Origin of the sequence: Vibrio sp. R78045 (assembly GCF_042466085.1) — a bacterium.
Classification (GTDB): Bacteria; Pseudomonadota; Gammaproteobacteria; order Enterobacterales; family Vibrionaceae; genus Vibrio; species Vibrio cyclitrophicus.
Genome location: NZ_JAXHBS010000018.1, coordinates 1,254,401 through 1,271,876 on the forward strand (window position 1 = coordinate 1,254,401; position 17,476 = coordinate 1,271,876).

Here is a 17,476-nt window from a genome sequence, read left to right on the forward strand (position 1 = left end):
ATTAAATAAGAGCAGATAAACGTTGAGAACTTTTAAATTTGATTAACTTAATCACAGCCTTGGCCGTTTTGTTTTACTTTTAAAAAAGTAAAAATAATTAAGCTAATCAGTCAGCTTTCCAAATTGTTAAAGAGCAAGAGTTTTAAAAGTATTAAACTTTCAAAACCATTTTTAAATATTTTCAAAGAAAAACACTTAAAGATGGTGGAGCTATGCGGGATCGAACCGCAGACCTCCTCGCTGCCAGCGAGGCGCTCTCCCAGCTGAGCTATAGCCCCATCTGGAAAAGTATTTCTACTCTTAAACTTTCTAAACCTAATCAATCTGTGTGGACACTCATCGTAAGTATCTTCGTATAAGGAGGTGATCCAGCCCCAGGTTCCCCTAGGGCTACCTTGTTACGACTTCACCCCAGTCATGAACCACAAAGTGGTGAGCGTCCTCCCCGAAAGGTTAAACTACCCACTTCTTTTGCAGCCCACTCCCATGGTGTGACGGGCGGTGTGTACAAGGCCCGGGAACGTATTCACCGTGACATTCTGATTCACGATTACTAGCGATTCCGACTTCATGGAGTCGAGTTGCAGACTCCAATCCGGACTACGACGCACTTTTTGGGATTCGCTCACTATCGCTAGCTTGCTGCCCTCTGTATGCGCCATTGTAGCACGTGTGTAGCCCTACTCGTAAGGGCCATGATGACTTGACGTCGTCCCCACCTTCCTCCGGTTTATCACCGGCAGTCTCCCTGGAGTTCCCGACATGACTCGCTGGCAAACAAGGATAAGGGTTGCGCTCGTTGCGGGACTTAACCCAACATTTCACAACACGAGCTGACGACAGCCATGCAGCACCTGTCTCAGAGTTCCCGAAGGCACACCTGCGTCTCCGCTGGCTTCTCTGGATGTCAAGAGTAGGTAAGGTTCTTCGCGTTGCATCGAATTAAACCACATGCTCCACCGCTTGTGCGGGCCCCCGTCAATTCATTTGAGTTTTAATCTTGCGACCGTACTCCCCAGGCGGTCTACTTAACGCGTTAGCTCCGAAAGCCACGGCTCAAGGCCACAACCTCCAAGTAGACATCGTTTACGGCGTGGACTACCAGGGTATCTAATCCTGTTTGCTCCCCACGCTTTCGCATCTGAGTGTCAGTATCTGTCCAGGGGGCCGCCTTCGCCACTGGTATTCCTTCAGATCTCTACGCATTTCACCGCTACACCTGAAATTCTACCCCCCTCTACAGTACTCTAGTTCACCAGTTTCAAATGCAGTTCCGAGGTTGAGCCCCGGGCTTTCACATCTGACTTAATGAACCACCTGCATGCGCTTTACGCCCAGTAATTCCGATTAACGCTCGCACCCTCCGTATTACCGCGGCTGCTGGCACGGAGTTAGCCGGTGCTTCTTCTGTTGCTAACGTCAAGATGCGCAGCTATTAACTACACACCCTTCCTCACAACTGAAAGTACTTTACAACCCGAAGGCCTTCTTCATACACGCGGCATGGCTGCATCAGGCTTTCGCCCATTGTGCAATATTCCCCACTGCTGCCTCCCGTAGGAGTCTGGACCGTGTCTCAGTTCCAGTGTGGCTGATCATCCTCTCAGACCAGCTAGGGATCGTCGCCTTGGTGAGCCATTACCTCACCAACTAGCTAATCCCACCTAGGCATATCTTGACGCGAGAGGCCCGAAGGTCCCCCTCTTTGGCCCGTAGGCATCATGCGGTATTAGCCATCGTTTCCAATGGTTATCCCCCACATCAAGGCAATTTCCTAGGCATTACTCACCCGTCCGCCGCTCGACGCCCATTAACGCACCCGAAGGATTGTTAGTGTCGTTTCCGCTCGACTTGCATGTGTTAGGCCTGCCGCCAGCGTTCAATCTGAGCCATGATCAAACTCTTCAATTTAAAGTTTTGATTACCTAAATTAATAGGTGTGACTCAACGAATACTGACTTCAAAATCCATTCTCACTCGAAAGTAAGAAGTAATTCTAAAGCTATTATCTTTCCAACAGAAAGATAATGAATTGACTGTGCCGAATAATTTCTTTCTACAAGAGAAAGTAGTTAAACGTATTGGTCACTCAGTTCATTGAAATCATTGTGTTACCGAAGTAACTGTTTTATCCAAAGGATAAAACGTTTTGATATTCATCAACGAGTGCCCACACAGATTGATAGGTTTAAATTGTTAAAGAGCTTTACTTCTTAAGCGTTCCTTTAAGTAAGGAGCCTCTCGAAGTGGACGGCCATTCTAGCGAATTGGATTCCAGTGTCAAACACTTTTTCTCGCTAATTTTTCAAAGCATCTTAAATGCTTAATGGCGTCTCGTTACTTAGTTCAAACCGCTTGGTTATCCTTGGCAACGGAGGCGCATTATAGAGAGAATAATCCTTTGCACAAGGGCAAAAATGAAAAAAAACCGTCGCAAGCGACCGTTCGGACACTATTCACACAAAGCGTTCAAAATAGGTACGATTAAACCTTAATTTCGGCTAATCGTACCTATTATTCATAGTTTGATTATTGATGAGCAATAATTCGGTCATTATTCACTAATAGCTGCACTTTCTTATCAGGATTGATTTTTCCCGCCAATATCGCTTTCGCTAACGGATTCTCGACACTCTGTTGAATCGCTCTTTTCAATGGTCGTGCGCCATACACTGGGTCGAAACCAACCTGAGAAATCAACTTAAGTGCTTTGTCGGATACTTCAAGTTCATAACCATTTTCTTCCATTCGCTTTTTAAGATGTTCAAGCTGAATAGAGGCTATGGACTGAATGTGATCTTGGCCTAGAGGATGGAACACAACACTTTCATCAACACGGTTCAAAAACTCAGGACGGAAATGCTTACTGACCACTTCCATCACCTCATTCTTGATTCCTTGATAATCAAGTGTATTGAAGTTTTCTTGAATTCTCGAAGAGCCTAGATTAGATGTCATGATCACGACCGTATTTCTAAAATCTACCGTACGACCTTGTCCATCAGTTAATCGTCCATCATCGAGAACCTGTAATAAGATATTGAAAACATCCGGATGTGCTTTCTCAACTTCATCCAACAAAATCACTGAGTAAGGTTTACGGCGTACAGCTTCTGTTAAATAGCCACCTTCTTCATATCCAACATAGCCCGGAGGAGCGCCAACTAAACGAGCAACAGAGTGTTTCTCCATAAACTCAGACATATCGATACGCACCATGGCATCGTCACTATCAAACATAAAGTTAGCGAGTGTTTTGCAAAGTTCGGTTTTACCTACGCCAGTAGGGCCAAGAAATAAGAAAGAGCCAATCGGCTTGTTTGGGTCTGATAAACCAGCACGGCTACGACGAATCGCATTCGATACCACTTCAACCGCCTCTGCTTGACCAATAACGCGCTTGTGCAGAACACCTTCCATTTTAAGAAGCTTCTCTTTCTCAGCTTCTAGCATTTTAGAAACAGGGATGCCCGTTTGCTTCGATAGAACATCTGCTATTTCTGCATCGGTGACTTTGTTACGTAATAACGTCATTTCTTGCATTTCAGCTTGAGTCGCAAGATCTAACTGCTTCTCCAACTCTGGAATTCGACCATATTGAAGCTCTGACATTCGGTTAAGATCACCAGCTCGTCTTGCAAAGTCCATATCCATTCGAGCTTGTTCTAATTCCGATTTGATATGTTGCGTTCCAGACAAAGCCGCTTTTTCTGCATTCCACACTTCTTCAAGTTCCGCGAAGTCTCGTTCTTTATCGGAAAGCTCAGATTGCAATGTACGAAGACGCTTTTCACTGGCTTCGTCATTTTCGTTAGTTAACGCTTGCTGCTCGATCTTCAGTTGGATTATCTTGCGTTCTAATTTGTCCAATGACTCAGGCTTTGAGTCTATTTGCATACGAATGCTCGAAGCAGCCTCATCAATCAAATCAATAGCTTTATCTGGTAACTGACGATCTGAAACGTACCGATGAGATAATGTTGCCGCAGCCACAATAGCTGGATCGGTAATTTCTACATGGTGATGAAGTTCATAGCGTTCTTTTAAACCGCGGAGAATAGCAACGGTATCTTCTACGGTTGGTTCATCGACTATCACCTTTTGGAATCGACGCTCTAAAGCAGGATCTTTCTCAATATACTGACGATATTCATCAAGAGTTGTTGCTCCGACACAGTGCAACTCACCACGAGCCAATGCTGGTTTCAGCATATTACCGGCATCCATAGAGCCTTCGCCTTTACCCGCACCTACCATAGTATGAATTTCATCAATGAAGAGGATGATGTTTCCTTCTTCTTTAGATAATTCGTTGAGAACTGATTTCAAACGCTCTTCGAATTCACCACGATATTTAGCGCCCGCAATCAAAGAACCCATATCTAACGACAGCACGCGACGGCCTCTTAAACCTTCAGGTACTTCGTTATTAATAATGCGTTGCGCCAAGCCTTCAACAATTGCGGTTTTACCAACACCAGGTTCACCGATAATAACTGGATTGTTTTTGGTTCGACGCTGAAGAACTTGGATGGTGCGACGAATTTCATCATCTCGACCAATCACAGGGTCAAGCTTGCCTTGCTCTGCTCTTTCAGTCAGATCAATGGTGAACTTCTCGAGTGCTTGACGTCGATCTTCTGCATTCGGGTCATCGACTTTCTGCCCACCGCGAACTTGTTCGATAGCTTGAGATAATTTTTTTTCTGTAAGACCTAGCTCTTTAAGCAAGTTACCTAAAGGTCCTTTATCTTCAATAGCTGCAAGTAAGAAGACTTCTGAGGATATATAACTGTCTTGACGCTTTTGCGCCACCTTGTCACATAGGTTGAACAACGTACCCATCGCACTAGAAAGCTGAACGTCACCACCGATACCACTTACTTTCGGTACACGGTCTAACATTTCACTCAATTTAGAACGAAGTTGAACCACATCAATATTCAACATAGTAAGCAATGGACGAATTGCACTACCATCTTGATTAAGCAACGACACCATTAGGTGTACTGGTTCTATATATTGGTGATCACGACCTAATGCGAGCGACTGAGCATCAGATATCGCAATTTGGAATTTACTAGTGAATCGATCGAGACGCATGCCAACCTTCCTACTCTTAGATATGTTTATCTTATGTTTAGAAGATGGATACGGTAACGAAGATTTTCAAGGGATAAAAATGAAGAATAGAGCTTATATGGAAATATAAATGAGCTCGATGGGTAATTACATTAATTAGAAGTTACTCTAACCAAATAAAGGTAGCCTGACGCCCAGTAATGCCATCACGACGATAAGAATAGAAAGCATCGGAATCAGTATAAGTACATAAATTCGAATCTGTCACCGAAGTAACGCCAACCTTATTGAGTCGTTGGGTTGCTAGCTGAGACATGTTTGCTAACCACTTGCCAGGTTCGGATTTGGCTTTAAATGCTAACTTCGCTTGAGCGTCAAAACGAACAAAAGCGTCCAACACATCGTTGCCAACCTCAAATGCCTCTTTACCAATTGCAGGGCCAAGCCAAGCAATAATCTGGTTATCTGAATCTAGGTTTGAAAACTTTGCGACGGCATTTTCAAGAATACCACCAGCAAGACCACGCCAACCTGCATGAACTGCAGCAACTTGAGTACCTTTGGTATCGGTAAGGATGACCGGTAAACAATCGGCTGTCATCGCAGAACACACAACACCCTTTGCAGTGGTAAATGTACCATCCGCATCAAGCACATTCACCGCAGGTTCTAAAACCGTAACAACATCAGTTGAGTGAGTTTGATTTAGCCATACCGGAGCCGTGGGCATCTTAGATTGTTGCTTTAGCCATGTTCGATTACTTTCAACAAGTAAAGCATCATCCCCAACGTGCATACCAAGGTTTAACCCTTGATAAGCACCTGTAGAACAACCATCAAAACGAGTCGAAGCAAATGCTTTTACGTTTTGTGGTGCATTCCAGTCAGGGATGATCATTGACACGATTAAATGTCGTCTTCTATGTTTTCGCGAGCATCAACACGCAATGCTTCAGCCATCACAACCATGTCATTTGGCACAGGTGCATGGAACTCAACTTCTTCACCAGTAATCGGGTGAACAAACTTCAGCATAACCGCGTGTAGTGCTTGGCGATCAAAAGAACGAATCATTGTCGTTAGTTCTTCAGATGCACCTTTTGGAATACGTGCACGACCACCGTACGCTATATCACCTAACAGCGGATGCTGAAGATATGACATGTGAACACGGATTTGGTGAGTACGACCGGTTTCTAGACGCAGACGAATACGAGTATGTTCGCGGAAATGCTCAGCAACACGGTAGTGAGTTACCGCAGGCTTACCCAATTCATTGACGTCCATTAACGTACGCTTCGTTGCATGACGGCTAATGCCTTTCTCTACTACACCGCCCGCAGTCATTTTACCAATAGCAATTGCTTCATATTCACGAGTAATACGACGCTTGGCAAGAGCTCGTACAAGGCGAGTTTGAGCTGGAACCGTTTTAGCCACAACCATAAGACCAGTTGTGTCTTTATCAAGACGGTGCACAATACCAGCACGAGGTACTTCGGCAATCTGAGGGTAATGGAAAAGCAATGCGTTTAGTATGGTTCCATCCGGCGTACCTGCGCCTGGGTGTACAACCAGGTCACGAGGTTTATTGATAACCAATAAATCATCATCTTCATAGACAATGTCTAACGGAATATCTTGTGCTTCCCAGCGTTCTTCATCCGCAAGCTCCGCTTGTAAGATGATCGCTTCACCGCCCAAAACTGTAGTGCGCGGTTTAGTGATAACTTCGCCATCCACTTGGATTTTGCCGTCAAGAAGCCACTCTTTAATACGAGAGCGAGAAAAATCAGTAAATAGTTCAGCGACAGCTTGGTCTAAACGTTGACCTAACTGGCTGCTTTTTACTGTGTCTGTTAATGTTATCTGCTGAGCCATATCGAACTTTTTTAAAAACCGTGAGACTAATACCCATTAGTATGGATAAAATAGAATAATTGCATCATTGTATCTGTTACTGGTTAGAAAGTAACGGAAGCTTACGAAATATTTAATTCAAGGAATCGACGCCTGACATGAAACACCTTACTTTATCGGGTCTATTAGCCGTATCACTCTTAGTTGGCTGTTCAAGTAGTGAAGAAATAGTACCGGATGTACCGCCATCGGTTCTTTATTCTGACGCTCAACAATCACTGCAGAGTGGTAGTTGGCTTTCAGCAATCGAAAAGCTAGAAGCCTTAGACTCTCGTTACCCATTCGGCGCCTATTCAGAACAAGTACAACTGGATCTAATTTACGCGTACTACAAAAATGATGACTTGGCACTTGGCCTTGCAACTATTTCGCGATTCTTACGTTTGAACCCAACCCATGAGAAACAAGACTGGGTACTGTACATGCGTGGCTTAACGCACATGGCTCAAGATAGAAACTTCATGCACGATATTTTTAATATCGACCGAAGTGACCGAGATCCAGAACCCGTGAAGCTTGCTTTTGCTGACTTCAAGCGACTGCTCGAACGCTTCCCTAGCAGCCCTTATGCCGAAGACTCACAAAAACGCATGTTCGCACTTAAAAACCGCCTAGCAGAGTATGACTTAGCAACGGCTGACTTTTACCTACGACGTGAAGCTTGGATTGCTGCAGTGAACCGTACACAAGAACTACAAAAAACCTACCCTGATACCATTGCGGCTCGTAAATCTTTAGACATACAGTTAGAAGCCTACAAAAAACTAGGTCTGGAAGATGCGGTAGCAAGAACAGAGCAGTTAATTGAGCTAAACCCACTACCTTAATCAACTACTTACATATCAATATAAAAAAGCGCGCTAATTTATTAGCGCGCTTTTTTTTAACCACATTTCGTAAACTTGATGAATCGCATAATACACGGTATCTTCAATAAATAACTTTTAACAAATCATCAACATGGAGTGTGGATGTGAGTAGGTTGTTATTATTTATTGGGATCATGCTATTTAGCCAAATTTCCCACTCATTGGAGTTATCCCCATTAAGCAATAAGCCTTACATGGGCGACTTGGATGTACTTAAAACCAAAGGAATGGTTAGAGTACTCGTGTCGGCCGATCTTGGATTTTATTACATAGAAGATGGCAAACCAAAGGGTATAGTGGCAGAGATGCTCTATCACTTTGAGAAAAATCTTCGTAAGAAACACCCTTACCTCAATGTTCAAATCATCCCCATACAAAGAGATGACCTACTCCCCTCGTTGCAATCTGGTTATGGCGATATCGCCGTAGCAAACCTAACGGTCACCGATAAACGCTTACAAGCCATCGATTTTTCAGACCCAATGATAACAAGTGTCAAAGAACTCATTATCACTGGGAAAAAGTCTCCCCCTATTACCGATATCAAACAACTAAGCGACAAAGAGGTGTGGATTCGTGCAAGCTCAAGTTATTTCGAGAGTGTGCAGAGAGTGAACAAAGAACTCAACAGATTAGATTTATCCCCACTTCACGTCCACTTTGTCGAAGAATCATTACAAGACTACGAACTGATCGAGTTAGTTAACCAAGGTTATATACAAGGCACGATACTCGATAGTCACAAAGCAAAACTATGGACTGACGTAATGGAAAATATTCAAGTCCATACCGACTTGCCTTTACGAGAAAATGGTCGCATTGCTTGGGCATTAAGAAAAGACAGTCCAATTTTAAAGAAAGAGATCAATAAATACGTTAAAACCTCTCGCAGCGGCACCTTACTCGGCAACGTGATATATCAAAAGTATATCGATAATACTCGCTGGCTAGGCCGAGCTCTCAATCCTAACAAAGTCGACAAAGTGGCTAAACTCGCTGATGTGTTTGAAAAATACTCAAGCAAGTATGAATTTGACCCTTTAATGATGTCAGCTCAAGGCTTTCAAGAATCAGGACTTGATCAGAGCAGGGTTTCTCACCGAGGTGCAATTGGCGTAATGCAGGTACTCCCGAGTACTGCTAGAGACAAAAACGTCAATATTAAAAACATTCACAAAGTGGATAACAATATCCACGCGGGCGTGAAATACATGCGTTTTATCAAAGATCGGTATTTTGATGACCCGGCAATATCTCCTGATAACCAAATCTACTTTACGTTGGCATCTTACAACGCCGGACCCGCTAAAATTAGAAAGATGAGAGCTATAGCCAAGGAAAAAGGTTATAACCCCAACATCTGGTTCAAGAATGTAGAAATCATCACGCGTAAGTATGTGAGTAAAGAACCCGTTACTTACGTCACTAATATCAACCGCTACTTCGTTATTTACAAACAATTACAGGCAATTAATACCATCCGAGAGAACGGTACAGCGAGATTACTACAAACCAGCGATTAACGTACAAACTCAAAAAGTCATATTGAGTCCATACGAAACTTTCCGATTGCGAAATCGCGAAGCAACGAAAAACTAAAAAGCCCGCACAAGGAAACCGGTGCGGGCTTTCAATATTCCATTAAAGCAGAAGCTAAGTGTGCGTTAGTTCACATAATCTTATTGAGTGAATTTTCATCACGCACTTTAAAAAGGCTGTAAAACGCCCCTAAAAACTGATGTAATTTTTAGCGAAGCCTTGCCTCCAAGTTATCGTTTTTCATAAGGATAACAAGCATTTTTCGCCAAAAATATATCAAGACTTGCGTAAGATCACATTTGATTTTAATGCTCATCCCACCCAATAAAAATGAGATCTAGATCACGTTCTTAATTCCTAAAAGTCGTAATCTGAAGTTAACCCATGAGGGATACAACAGAGGAAAACTTCTATGAAAATGAACATCACTGGTAAAAACATCGACATTACCTCTGCAATCCGTGATCACATAGAAAGCAAATTTAAAAAGCTTGATAAATGGCAAGTAGACATCATTGGTTGCCAAGCGAGCTTTAGTGAAGAACCAAACAAGAAAAAGAAATTTGAAGCGGTTCTAACCGTACCGAAAGGCCAACTTGTTGCTTCATCAATCCATGACGACCTCTACGTAGCTATCAACGAAGTAGAACAAAAACTAGAGCGTCAACTCAACAAGCTACGCCATAAACCAGAAGCGCGCCGCGCTGAAAAGCCTGAAATTGAAGAGCTAGAAGCTGAAGTAGAATAAGGAAAGAGAACAGATTAAAAAATAGCGCCTCAAGGCGCTATTTTTTTGCTTGACGCTCGTAGCTCGCTTGCTTATTGTGTTTAAACATTCATAAAACAATCACTTTTTATGCACTCTCAATCTTTGTTTATTTTTGACTTCTTTTTTCTTCCGTAAATCGGAGGCTGAGTCGTTTTAGAAAAACAAGTCAAAAACGAACAAGAAGCCTCCCACACTAGGGAGGCTTTTTTATAAGGACACATTTATGACTGACCGCTCAATTTCACTGGATGATATCCGCCTTCGTCTTAATGATTTAGATGACGAACTGCTGAGTTTACTTTCCGAACGTCGCAAACTCAGTATCGAAGTTGCGAAAAGCAAAGTAGAAACATCAAAGCCTGTACGCGATGCTGTTCGTGAGCAGCAGCTTCTGGTTAAGCTCATTAACAATGGTAAAGATAAATATGAGCTTGATGCGCAGTACATCACTAAACTGTTTCACACAATCATTGAAGATTCCGTTCTACTGCAACAGTCATACTTGCAAAATTTGGCGAATCCACAAAGCCGTAAGCCACTGGCTCGCGTTGCATTCTTAGGCTCTAAAGGCTCCTACTCTCATCTGGCGAGCCGTGAATATTTTAGCCGTAAGAATATGGAGTTGATTGAATTAAACTGTAATCACTTCAAAGAAGTAGCATCAACGGTAGAATCTGGCCATGCTGACTACGGTGTATTGCCTATTGAGAACACCAGCTCAGGGTCAATTAACGAAGTCTACGACCTACTACAACACACGACTCTTTACATCGTTGGTGAACTTTCTCAGCCTATTGAGCACTGCCTTGTTGCGAAAAGTGATATCCGTTTAGAAGACATCAAAACACTCTATTCACACCCACAGCCACATCAACAATGCAGTGAGTTTTTGAGTCGCTTAAAAGGCGTGAGTCTTGAATCTTGTGCAAGCACAGCAGATGCAATGAAGAAAGTAAAAGAACTGGATGGTGATGATGTTGCCGCTATTGGTAATGCGTCTAGTGGTAAGCTTTACGGCCTGCAACCTATCCAAGGCAATATTGCAAACCAAACAGAGAACCATACTCGCTTCATCGTTGTAGCTCGCAAACCCGTTGAGGTTTCAACTCAAATTCCAGCTAAAACAACGTTGATTATGTCGACATCTCAAGAAGCTGGCTCCCTAGTGGAGACACTACTTATTTTGCAACGTCTAGGTATCAACATGACCAAGCTGGAATCTCGTCCTATCATGGGAAACCCTTGGGAAGAGATGTTCTATGTTGATTTAGAGGCGCACCTAGATTCAGATAACATGCAACAAGCGATAACTGAACTAACGGCCATTACCCGTCACCTGAAAGTACTGGGATGCTACCCAAGTGAAAACATTAAGGCGACTCAAGTTAAGTTGTCGTGAGCATGACGTGACTAGCATTTGGCCTATGATAGACCACTAAGTAAAATAACATCACTGCTAACGTAATAACGATTCGACCAAATGACGTACAAAAATATTTTGTTATATCTCAATTAGTTATTCGTTAGCAGGTTATTGTCAGCTATCAAACCTTTCTAGCTTCACCAAATCAACAGCTTCATTCACTCCATCTTCATTGATAAAACTTCCAACAATAAATCGAAAATCTAATTCCCTTCACAGGAACGCATCGAACTAAGTGCAATTAATAGCGAGCAAGCATTAAGTAACATAAAATCATCTGCTTAATTTATAAATAGTGTTGTCATTAACTATGAAGCTAAGTACTAAAATATTACTACTGATAACTCCTGTGATACTGATCAGTACCGCGGCTTCTAACTATATTATCTATTCAACGCAGAAAAGCAGCTTCATCAAACGCGAAGACAACGCACTTCAACTGAATATGGAAAAGTTAGCCGGGCATTTTCGACAGTCTCGCGCCTTCCTCAATAGCTACTCTTACACATTGACTCAAAGTGATATGGTTAAGCGGTACTTTTTCACCGAACAGAGTTTATCTCGCGATCTTGAATTGGTTAGTAATCTTCGAAAAGCCATACATGTATTGCAGGATGGTGATGAAAGTTATACTGGCTTAGCGATCCTCAATGGTGATCGAAAGCTCAATTACTACGCAGACAATAGCAATGATGTTAGAGCTCAGATTGACACTAAGATATTAGAATTTGTTGATCAACATTACCAAGAGACATTAGCAACATCGAGCACCAACTATATCCAAAACTCTCAAGGAGAAGGAATGTTGGTTCACTATGATATGCTAGGTAAAAAAGCCGTTGCTCCATCCACAAACAGCCCACTCAATGATGTTTTTTTTGTTGTAGTCTCGGTCTCTCTCGACAAATTTAATGCACTGAGAAAACAGATAGAGTTCGACTATCAAACAAGTCTGTTTTTCACACCTATCGCGGTTTCGATGGACAACAGTGTCACTCACTCAGTAAAGCTTGCACCAGAGCTTTACGCCACAGTAGACCCTGCACAGTTTCTATTAGAGAACAAACTCGACTCCATTTGGAACAAACTAAGTTTATCATTTGCACTTTCTGCCTTAGTTACCGTCATTTTATTGCTCATGCTTTTGTCACGCAGTGTTATTACTCCGATAACACGACTCGATAGACAGCTACAACAAGTAGAGAAAAAACAACGTAAGAATATTGAACGCTTGGGTACTCGTGATGAAATTGGTCGTCTATCGCAGCGTTTTTATGACATGTACCAAGAGTTAGATAATACCTATCAGCAAACTAAGCTTTTGGCTGAGAATGATCAATTAACACAAATAGCCAATAGGCATCAATTTCAAACCTTTGTTCAACAATCGCTACCAAAGCCTAGCTCAAATACCGAAACATGGGTTCTCTACTTTGACCTGGATAATTTCAAGTTTGTTAACGACAAATACGGACATCAAATTGGTGATTCAATATTGGTCTCTTTCGCCAAGCGTATTTCCGATATTTGTGCCCATTATCAAACAAAATACGACGCTCACTGTATGCCTGCTCGCCTCTCTGGAGACGAATTTGTCGTGTACATCAATGCTCCCACTCAGAGAGGAAATATCGCCCATAAGTTTTCGGACGATTTGCTGACACCACTTCAAAAAGGCTTTACCACCGAATCTGGAAGTTTTCCAATTACAGCCAGTATCGGCATTGCAACATACCCTAACGACGGTCACTCAATTGAGAAGTTAATCTCACATGCTGACACGGCGATGTACCAAGCCAAGCGTGCGGGGAAAAACCAATTTGCTGACTATTCAAGAGATTTAGACAAAGTAATTCAACGCCAAGCAAACATCGAGCGAGCACTCAGAGACAAGAACTTTGATGACGAATTTAGACTCGTCTATATGCCCTATATGGATTCAACCGGAGCCCATATTATTGGTGTTGAGGTTTTATTGCGCTGGGATTCGAAACAACTTGGTTTAGTTCCACCTGATGAATTCATTCCAATTGCTGAACAAACTGGATTGTTCGAACAAGTTGACCGTTGGGTAATTCAAAATGCATTCATGTCTTTTCATCGACTTCAGGCTCAATTTGATCACTCGGTACAGCTATCAATTAACTTATCTTCTGCAGGGATAGAAACGACGCACCTTGCTGACTTCATTAAAGAACATGCTGATATTAATCAAATTCCACCTAGCTTGATTGATTTCGAAATAACCGAAACATTTTACTCAGATTCACAAGGCTTTCCGTTACTCAACCAACTCTCGCTAATGGGCTATCGATTAGCGATTGACGACTTTGGATCTGGATATACTTCGATCACTCAACTGGTGCAGTATCCGACTCAAAAAATCAAACTAGATAAAGTCTTTTTAGACACCTTAATTGAAACCGATAATCAGAACATAGTAAAACCGATTATCGGGCTATGCCATGCTCAAGGCAAAAAGGTCACAGCCGAAGGCATCGAAACCGAAAGCATGCATCACTGGTTGCAAGATGCGCAGTGCGATATGCTGCAAGGCTATTACTTCGGTAAACCGATGCCATTGGAAGAACTGAACGAATGGTATCGACTACACCAACTCAATTTAATCGACAACAAAAAGAATCCAATACATGAAATCCGTCGTCATTGCGTCGCTGAACCCAGCTAAAATAAACGCCGTTAAAAGTGCATTCCTTTCTGCTTTTCCTGATTCTGAATTCGAATTCAAAGGTATCAGCGTCCCTAGTGGAGTGTCCGATCAACCGATGAGCAATGATGAGACTTATCAAGGCGCTCTAAATCGCGTTAACAATGCAATCCAAGAACTGCCAAATGCAGATTTTCATGTTGGGTTAGAATCTGGAATTGAAGGCAACGTTACCTTTGCTTGGATGATAATTGAAGCAAATGGTCAACGTGGCGAGTCTCGCTCTGCAAGCTTAATGCTACCACCTGTTGTGCTTGATAAACTCCAGCATGCGAATGAATTAGGAGACGTAATGGATGAAGTCTTCGGAACGGATAACATAAAACAAAAGGGCGGCGCAATTGGCTTACTTACACACAATCAACTATCTCGAAGTTCTGTGTATCATCAAGCTTTGATCTTAGCGCTGATCCCATTTGTTAACCCAGAACACTTCCCTAGCTAGATTTCATTGAAAGCATTTTTATCAAACATTTAGATTCGATAGATAAAAAGTGAGTGAGTCAGAAACAAAAAACGCTAACTTGTGGTTAGCGTTTTTATCGAATTCTTAAAGTGTGCTGTTTTAAGGGCTTACTTGAGTAGCAACCCCGAAATAGCAGCTTTCTCTTGTTCTGATTTAGCTTTTAGTTCGTTTGAACCGCGCGTGATAGTCGCCACACCCACTCCTAACATTTGACTCACCTGTCTCTGTGACATTTCACCTTTCATGAGTTCACAAAGGATATTCACTCGAGCAACCAAAGCATCTCGCTCATCAGATGTCATCATCATGGTCAACAACAGCTCATGCTGATCTTTTTCAGCCGCTGTTTTTACCAAATCCATTAGTTGTTGCCAATTATCATATTCAGGTTGTGATGCCATATATCTACACTTACTTTTAAATTTTGGCTTGAAGTAGCCGCTTAACGATTGAAAGCGTTTAACACTTTATACCGAAACACTAACTTTGATCCAATGCAAAAAAGCAGTAAGTGGAAATGGTTCGAACTCACTGCCTTTTATATTACTCAGCTTTAAACAAAAAGCATCGAGCCACTAATATTTAGTGGCTAGTTCATTAGGGGCCAAAAACGCGCCTTTCTCACCTAGAATATCTCGATAATACGTCTCGAACATCAAGATATTCTGAACGTAACCGCGCGTCTCTTTGAATGGAATCATTTCAATAAAGGCATACGCATCTAACTTTTCATCACTACGTGAACGCCACTGTTTTACTCTGCTAGGCCCTGCGTTGTAAGCGGCAAAAGCAAAAATACGGTTGTTGTCATATTGAGCAAGCAAACCCTCTAAATAGTGGCTACCAATCTCAATATTCTTGCTGACATTATAAAGGTCGTCGCTTCCCTGATACTTAATTTGATGCTTTTTAGCCGTGTATTGAGCTGTCTTCGGCATGATTTGCATGATGCCACGTGCGCCAACAGGAGAGCGAGCTTCTGAATCCATCGCGCTTTCTTGTCTCGCTAAAGACATCAAAGTGATTGGGTCAATATCGTGTTTTTCGGCATAGAAGTTGAACCACCACTTGTGCGCAACTGGGAAACGTAAAGTAATATTGTCCCACATCTTCGCTGATATACTGGCCGTGACCGTTAGATGATTCCAACGCTTTGTCGCAGCATGAGCCGCAAGCATCGATTTTTGGTCTTTGTCTGCATTGGCTAATAACCAACGCCACTCACTCTTCGCTGCCGCAATTTTATCGCGTTCAATCAGCTCACCAATACGAGTCAATGATGTGTTAAAAGGTTTCACTGTTTCAGCATTGTATTTCAACGTGGATGTTGGGTACTGGATAGGCTCATCTAACTGCTTAGCTGCCGCTACACTGTAAAAGTTACGCTGCCCCATAATATCGGATAGTCTCTTGTTACCTTGAGCGCTATCCCCCGTCGCTATCTCAGCTCGACCCTGCCAATACTGCCAGCGAAGAGAAGCCTGATGCTTATCATCTAAGCGCGCTATCCACTCTTTCAAGCCAGTCCAATCTGCATGTTGGATAGCTAAGCGAGCACGTCGCTCCAGCAAGACCTGTTTCGATGAGCTCGCGAGCATTTTGTCTCGCCACGCCATCAACTCTTCAGAGTCGGTATTGATCAAGCGGAACGTTAGGTAGTCCGCTAGCTCTTGGGATTTTTCTTTCGAAAACTTTTGAGCTTTCACAACATCATCAAAAACCTCTTGAGCGCTGCTTGCTGACTTCCTTGCCAGTTTCTCAAAACCAAACTCGGTTTGAGCTTGGTAAAATTCATTCGCAGAGTGCTTCTTGGCAAACGCGAGAACATCTTCAGGCTTGTTGAACAACGCCTTCATCTGCTTGGCTTGAGCAATTGCCTCATCATAATCTAATTGTTTAATTAGATAAGTCATCAACTTACCGTTACGGCCTTCAAACGCCAACAACATCCTTTCTAGTATCAACTCATCGGTTCTTAAGCCAGCTTTATCCCACTCTTCAAAAAGCGGGTCACATGCGTCATCAACACCACTGCCGCTTAACCAAAGTTGCTTCGCACCTTTAAACGCGATTTCTTGATTACCTTGCTCATAATGAGCTCGGTAATAGATACATTGGTATTTTTCGCCAGTCGGCTCTTGGGTTTGAAATTCCAATATCGTTTGCCACTGCTTTTGAGAGGCTAGTGAATCCAGATAAGGTGCGCGCATACGATTCGAAAATGGCAGGGCTTTGTTTTCTTCTATAAAAGTATCCACTTCAGCAGGTGTACGATCGCCTAAGCCAATAAGAAAGGCGCGATAATCTGTGTATGGAGTTAAAGGGTATGTTTGAATTTTATTACGTAGCGCCGAGTAAGCTTTTAGGTCTCGGTTGTCTAAAACCTCTTGCGCTCTGTCATAAACATCACGCTGCATTTCAAGCTCAGAGGCAGTGCTAGCCATAACCGTCGGAGCCAGTGAAAATGAAGACAAAATTGCTGCTGCAGCCACAGCAACCTTCGTATTACCAATGCGGAAAAACATTCGCTCTTTCCTTAGTGCGTGTATGAATACGTGAAGTCTATTTACGCCCGACATCACATCAAATGTAAAGGTTTTGAGTGTAAATATTATTAATATTTAACACTTCGCCTCAGAAGCCTATTAAATAAGGCTTTACTGATTATTGTGACAATAAC

Annotated in this window: 11 protein-coding genes, 1 tRNA gene, 1 rRNA gene and 1 other annotated feature; of the genes, 6 read left to right on the forward strand and 7 right to left on the reverse strand. The window is 42.5% G+C overall.

Features of this window, described 5'->3' with window-relative positions:
• Positions 1-202 precede the first annotated feature (202 nt).
• From SJY39_RS27440 to rluD, 5 genes are all read right to left on the reverse strand, one after another.
• A tRNA-Ala gene (locus tag SJY39_RS27440) sits at positions 203-278 on the reverse strand.
• A gap of 78 nt (positions 279-356) precedes the next feature.
• A 16S ribosomal RNA gene (locus SJY39_RS27445) occupies positions 357-1,911 on the reverse strand.
• 618 nt (positions 1,912-2,529) lie between these two features.
• Positions 2,530-5,103 carry an ATP-dependent chaperone ClpB gene (gene clpB, locus SJY39_RS27450; protein ID WP_010434880.1) on the reverse strand — a complete coding sequence of 858 codons (2,574 nt, stop codon included), beginning with the start codon at positions 5,101-5,103 and terminating at the stop codon, positions 2,530-2,532.
• A gap of 142 nt (positions 5,104-5,245) precedes the next feature.
• The gene (gene pgeF, locus SJY39_RS27455) at positions 5,246-5,980 is read right to left on the reverse strand and encodes a peptidoglycan editing factor PgeF (protein ID WP_010434878.1); all 735 of its coding nucleotides are present in this window, start codon (positions 5,978-5,980) and stop codon (positions 5,246-5,248) included.
• A gap of 8 nt (positions 5,981-5,988) precedes the next feature.
• Complete coding sequence (gene rluD / locus SJY39_RS27460; protein ID WP_010434876.1) at positions 5,989-6,963, reverse strand: 23S rRNA pseudouridine(1911/1915/1917) synthase RluD; 975 nt, start codon at positions 6,961-6,963, stop codon at positions 5,989-5,991.
• A 137-nt stretch (positions 6,964-7,100) separates the two neighbouring features.
• Here rluD and SJY39_RS27465 point away from each other — a divergent pair, with 137 nt between their 5' ends.
• The 6 genes from SJY39_RS27465 (at position 7,101) to yjjX (ending at position 14,775) form a co-directional block, all read left to right on the forward strand.
• Positions 7,101-7,829 carry an outer membrane protein assembly factor BamD gene (locus SJY39_RS27465; protein ID WP_010434874.1) on the forward strand — a complete coding sequence of 243 codons (729 nt, stop codon included), beginning with the start codon at positions 7,101-7,103 and terminating at the stop codon, positions 7,827-7,829.
• A gap of 140 nt (positions 7,830-7,969) precedes the next feature.
• Positions 7,970-9,394, forward strand: coding sequence for a lytic transglycosylase F (locus SJY39_RS27470; protein WP_315897589.1), 1,425 nt, complete (start codon positions 7,970-7,972; stop codon positions 9,392-9,394).
• A gap of 428 nt (positions 9,395-9,822) precedes the next feature.
• Complete coding sequence (gene hpf / locus SJY39_RS27475; protein WP_004735034.1) at positions 9,823-10,158, forward strand: ribosome hibernation-promoting factor, HPF/YfiA family; 336 nt, start codon at positions 9,823-9,825, stop codon at positions 10,156-10,158.
• 110 nt (positions 10,159-10,268) lie between these two features.
• Positions 10,269-10,390: a sequence feature (Phe leader region), on the forward strand.
• Positions 10,391-10,402: 12 nt separating this feature from the next.
• Complete coding sequence (gene pheA, locus SJY39_RS27480; RefSeq protein WP_010434870.1) at positions 10,403-11,578, forward strand: prephenate dehydratase; 1,176 nt, start codon at positions 10,403-10,405, stop codon at positions 11,576-11,578.
• A gap of 334 nt (positions 11,579-11,912) precedes the next feature.
• Positions 11,913-14,291, forward strand: a complete 2,379-nt coding sequence (locus tag SJY39_RS27485) for a bifunctional diguanylate cyclase/phosphodiesterase (protein WP_010434868.1) — start codon at positions 11,913-11,915, stop codon at positions 14,289-14,291.
• Complete coding sequence (yjjX, locus tag SJY39_RS27490; RefSeq protein ID WP_010434866.1) at positions 14,254-14,775, forward strand: inosine/xanthosine triphosphatase; 522 nt, start codon at positions 14,254-14,256, stop codon at positions 14,773-14,775. Before SJY39_RS27485 ends, yjjX begins: the two co-directional genes overlap by 38 nt.
• 128 nt (positions 14,776-14,903) lie before the next feature.
• On the opposite strand, the gene trpR is transcribed toward yjjX, so the two are convergent.
• A complete protein-coding gene (gene trpR / locus SJY39_RS27495) occupies positions 14,904-15,197 on the reverse strand; it encodes a trp operon repressor (protein WP_010434864.1) in 294 nt (97 codons plus the stop codon).
• A 174-nt stretch (positions 15,198-15,371) separates the two neighbouring features.
• A complete protein-coding gene (sltY, locus tag SJY39_RS27500; RefSeq protein WP_016795683.1) occupies positions 15,372-17,321 on the reverse strand; it encodes a murein transglycosylase in 1,950 nt (649 codons plus the stop codon).
• Between the last annotated feature and the right edge of the window lie 155 nt (positions 17,322-17,476).

Coding starts and splice junctions, on each gene's coding strand:
- clpB (WP_010434880.1), bottom strand. CDS start 5,103: ATGCGTCTCGATCGATTCACTAGTAAATTCCAAATTGCGATATCTGAT.
- pgeF (WP_010434878.1), bottom strand. CDS start 5,980: ATGATCATCCCTGACTGGAATGCACCACAAAACGTAAAAGCATTTGCT.
- rluD (WP_010434876.1), bottom strand. CDS start 6,963: ATGGCTCAGCAGATAACATTAACAGACACAGTAAAAAGCAGCCAGTTA.
- SJY39_RS27465 (WP_010434874.1), top strand. CDS start 7,101: ATGAAACACCTTACTTTATCGGGTCTATTAGCCGTATCACTCTTAGTT.
- hpf (WP_004735034.1), top strand. CDS start 9,823: ATGAAAATGAACATCACTGGTAAAAACATCGACATTACCTCTGCAATC.
- pheA (WP_010434870.1), top strand. CDS start 10,403: ATGACTGACCGCTCAATTTCACTGGATGATATCCGCCTTCGTCTTAAT.
- SJY39_RS27485 (WP_010434868.1), top strand. CDS start 11,913: ATGAAGCTAAGTACTAAAATATTACTACTGATAACTCCTGTGATACTG.
- yjjX (WP_010434866.1), top strand. CDS start 14,254: ATGAAATCCGTCGTCATTGCGTCGCTGAACCCAGCTAAAATAAACGCC.
- trpR (WP_010434864.1), bottom strand. CDS start 15,197: ATGGCATCACAACCTGAATATGATAATTGGCAACAACTAATGGATTTG.
- sltY (WP_016795683.1), bottom strand. CDS start 17,321: ATGTTTTTCCGCATTGGTAATACGAAGGTTGCTGTGGCTGCAGCAGCA.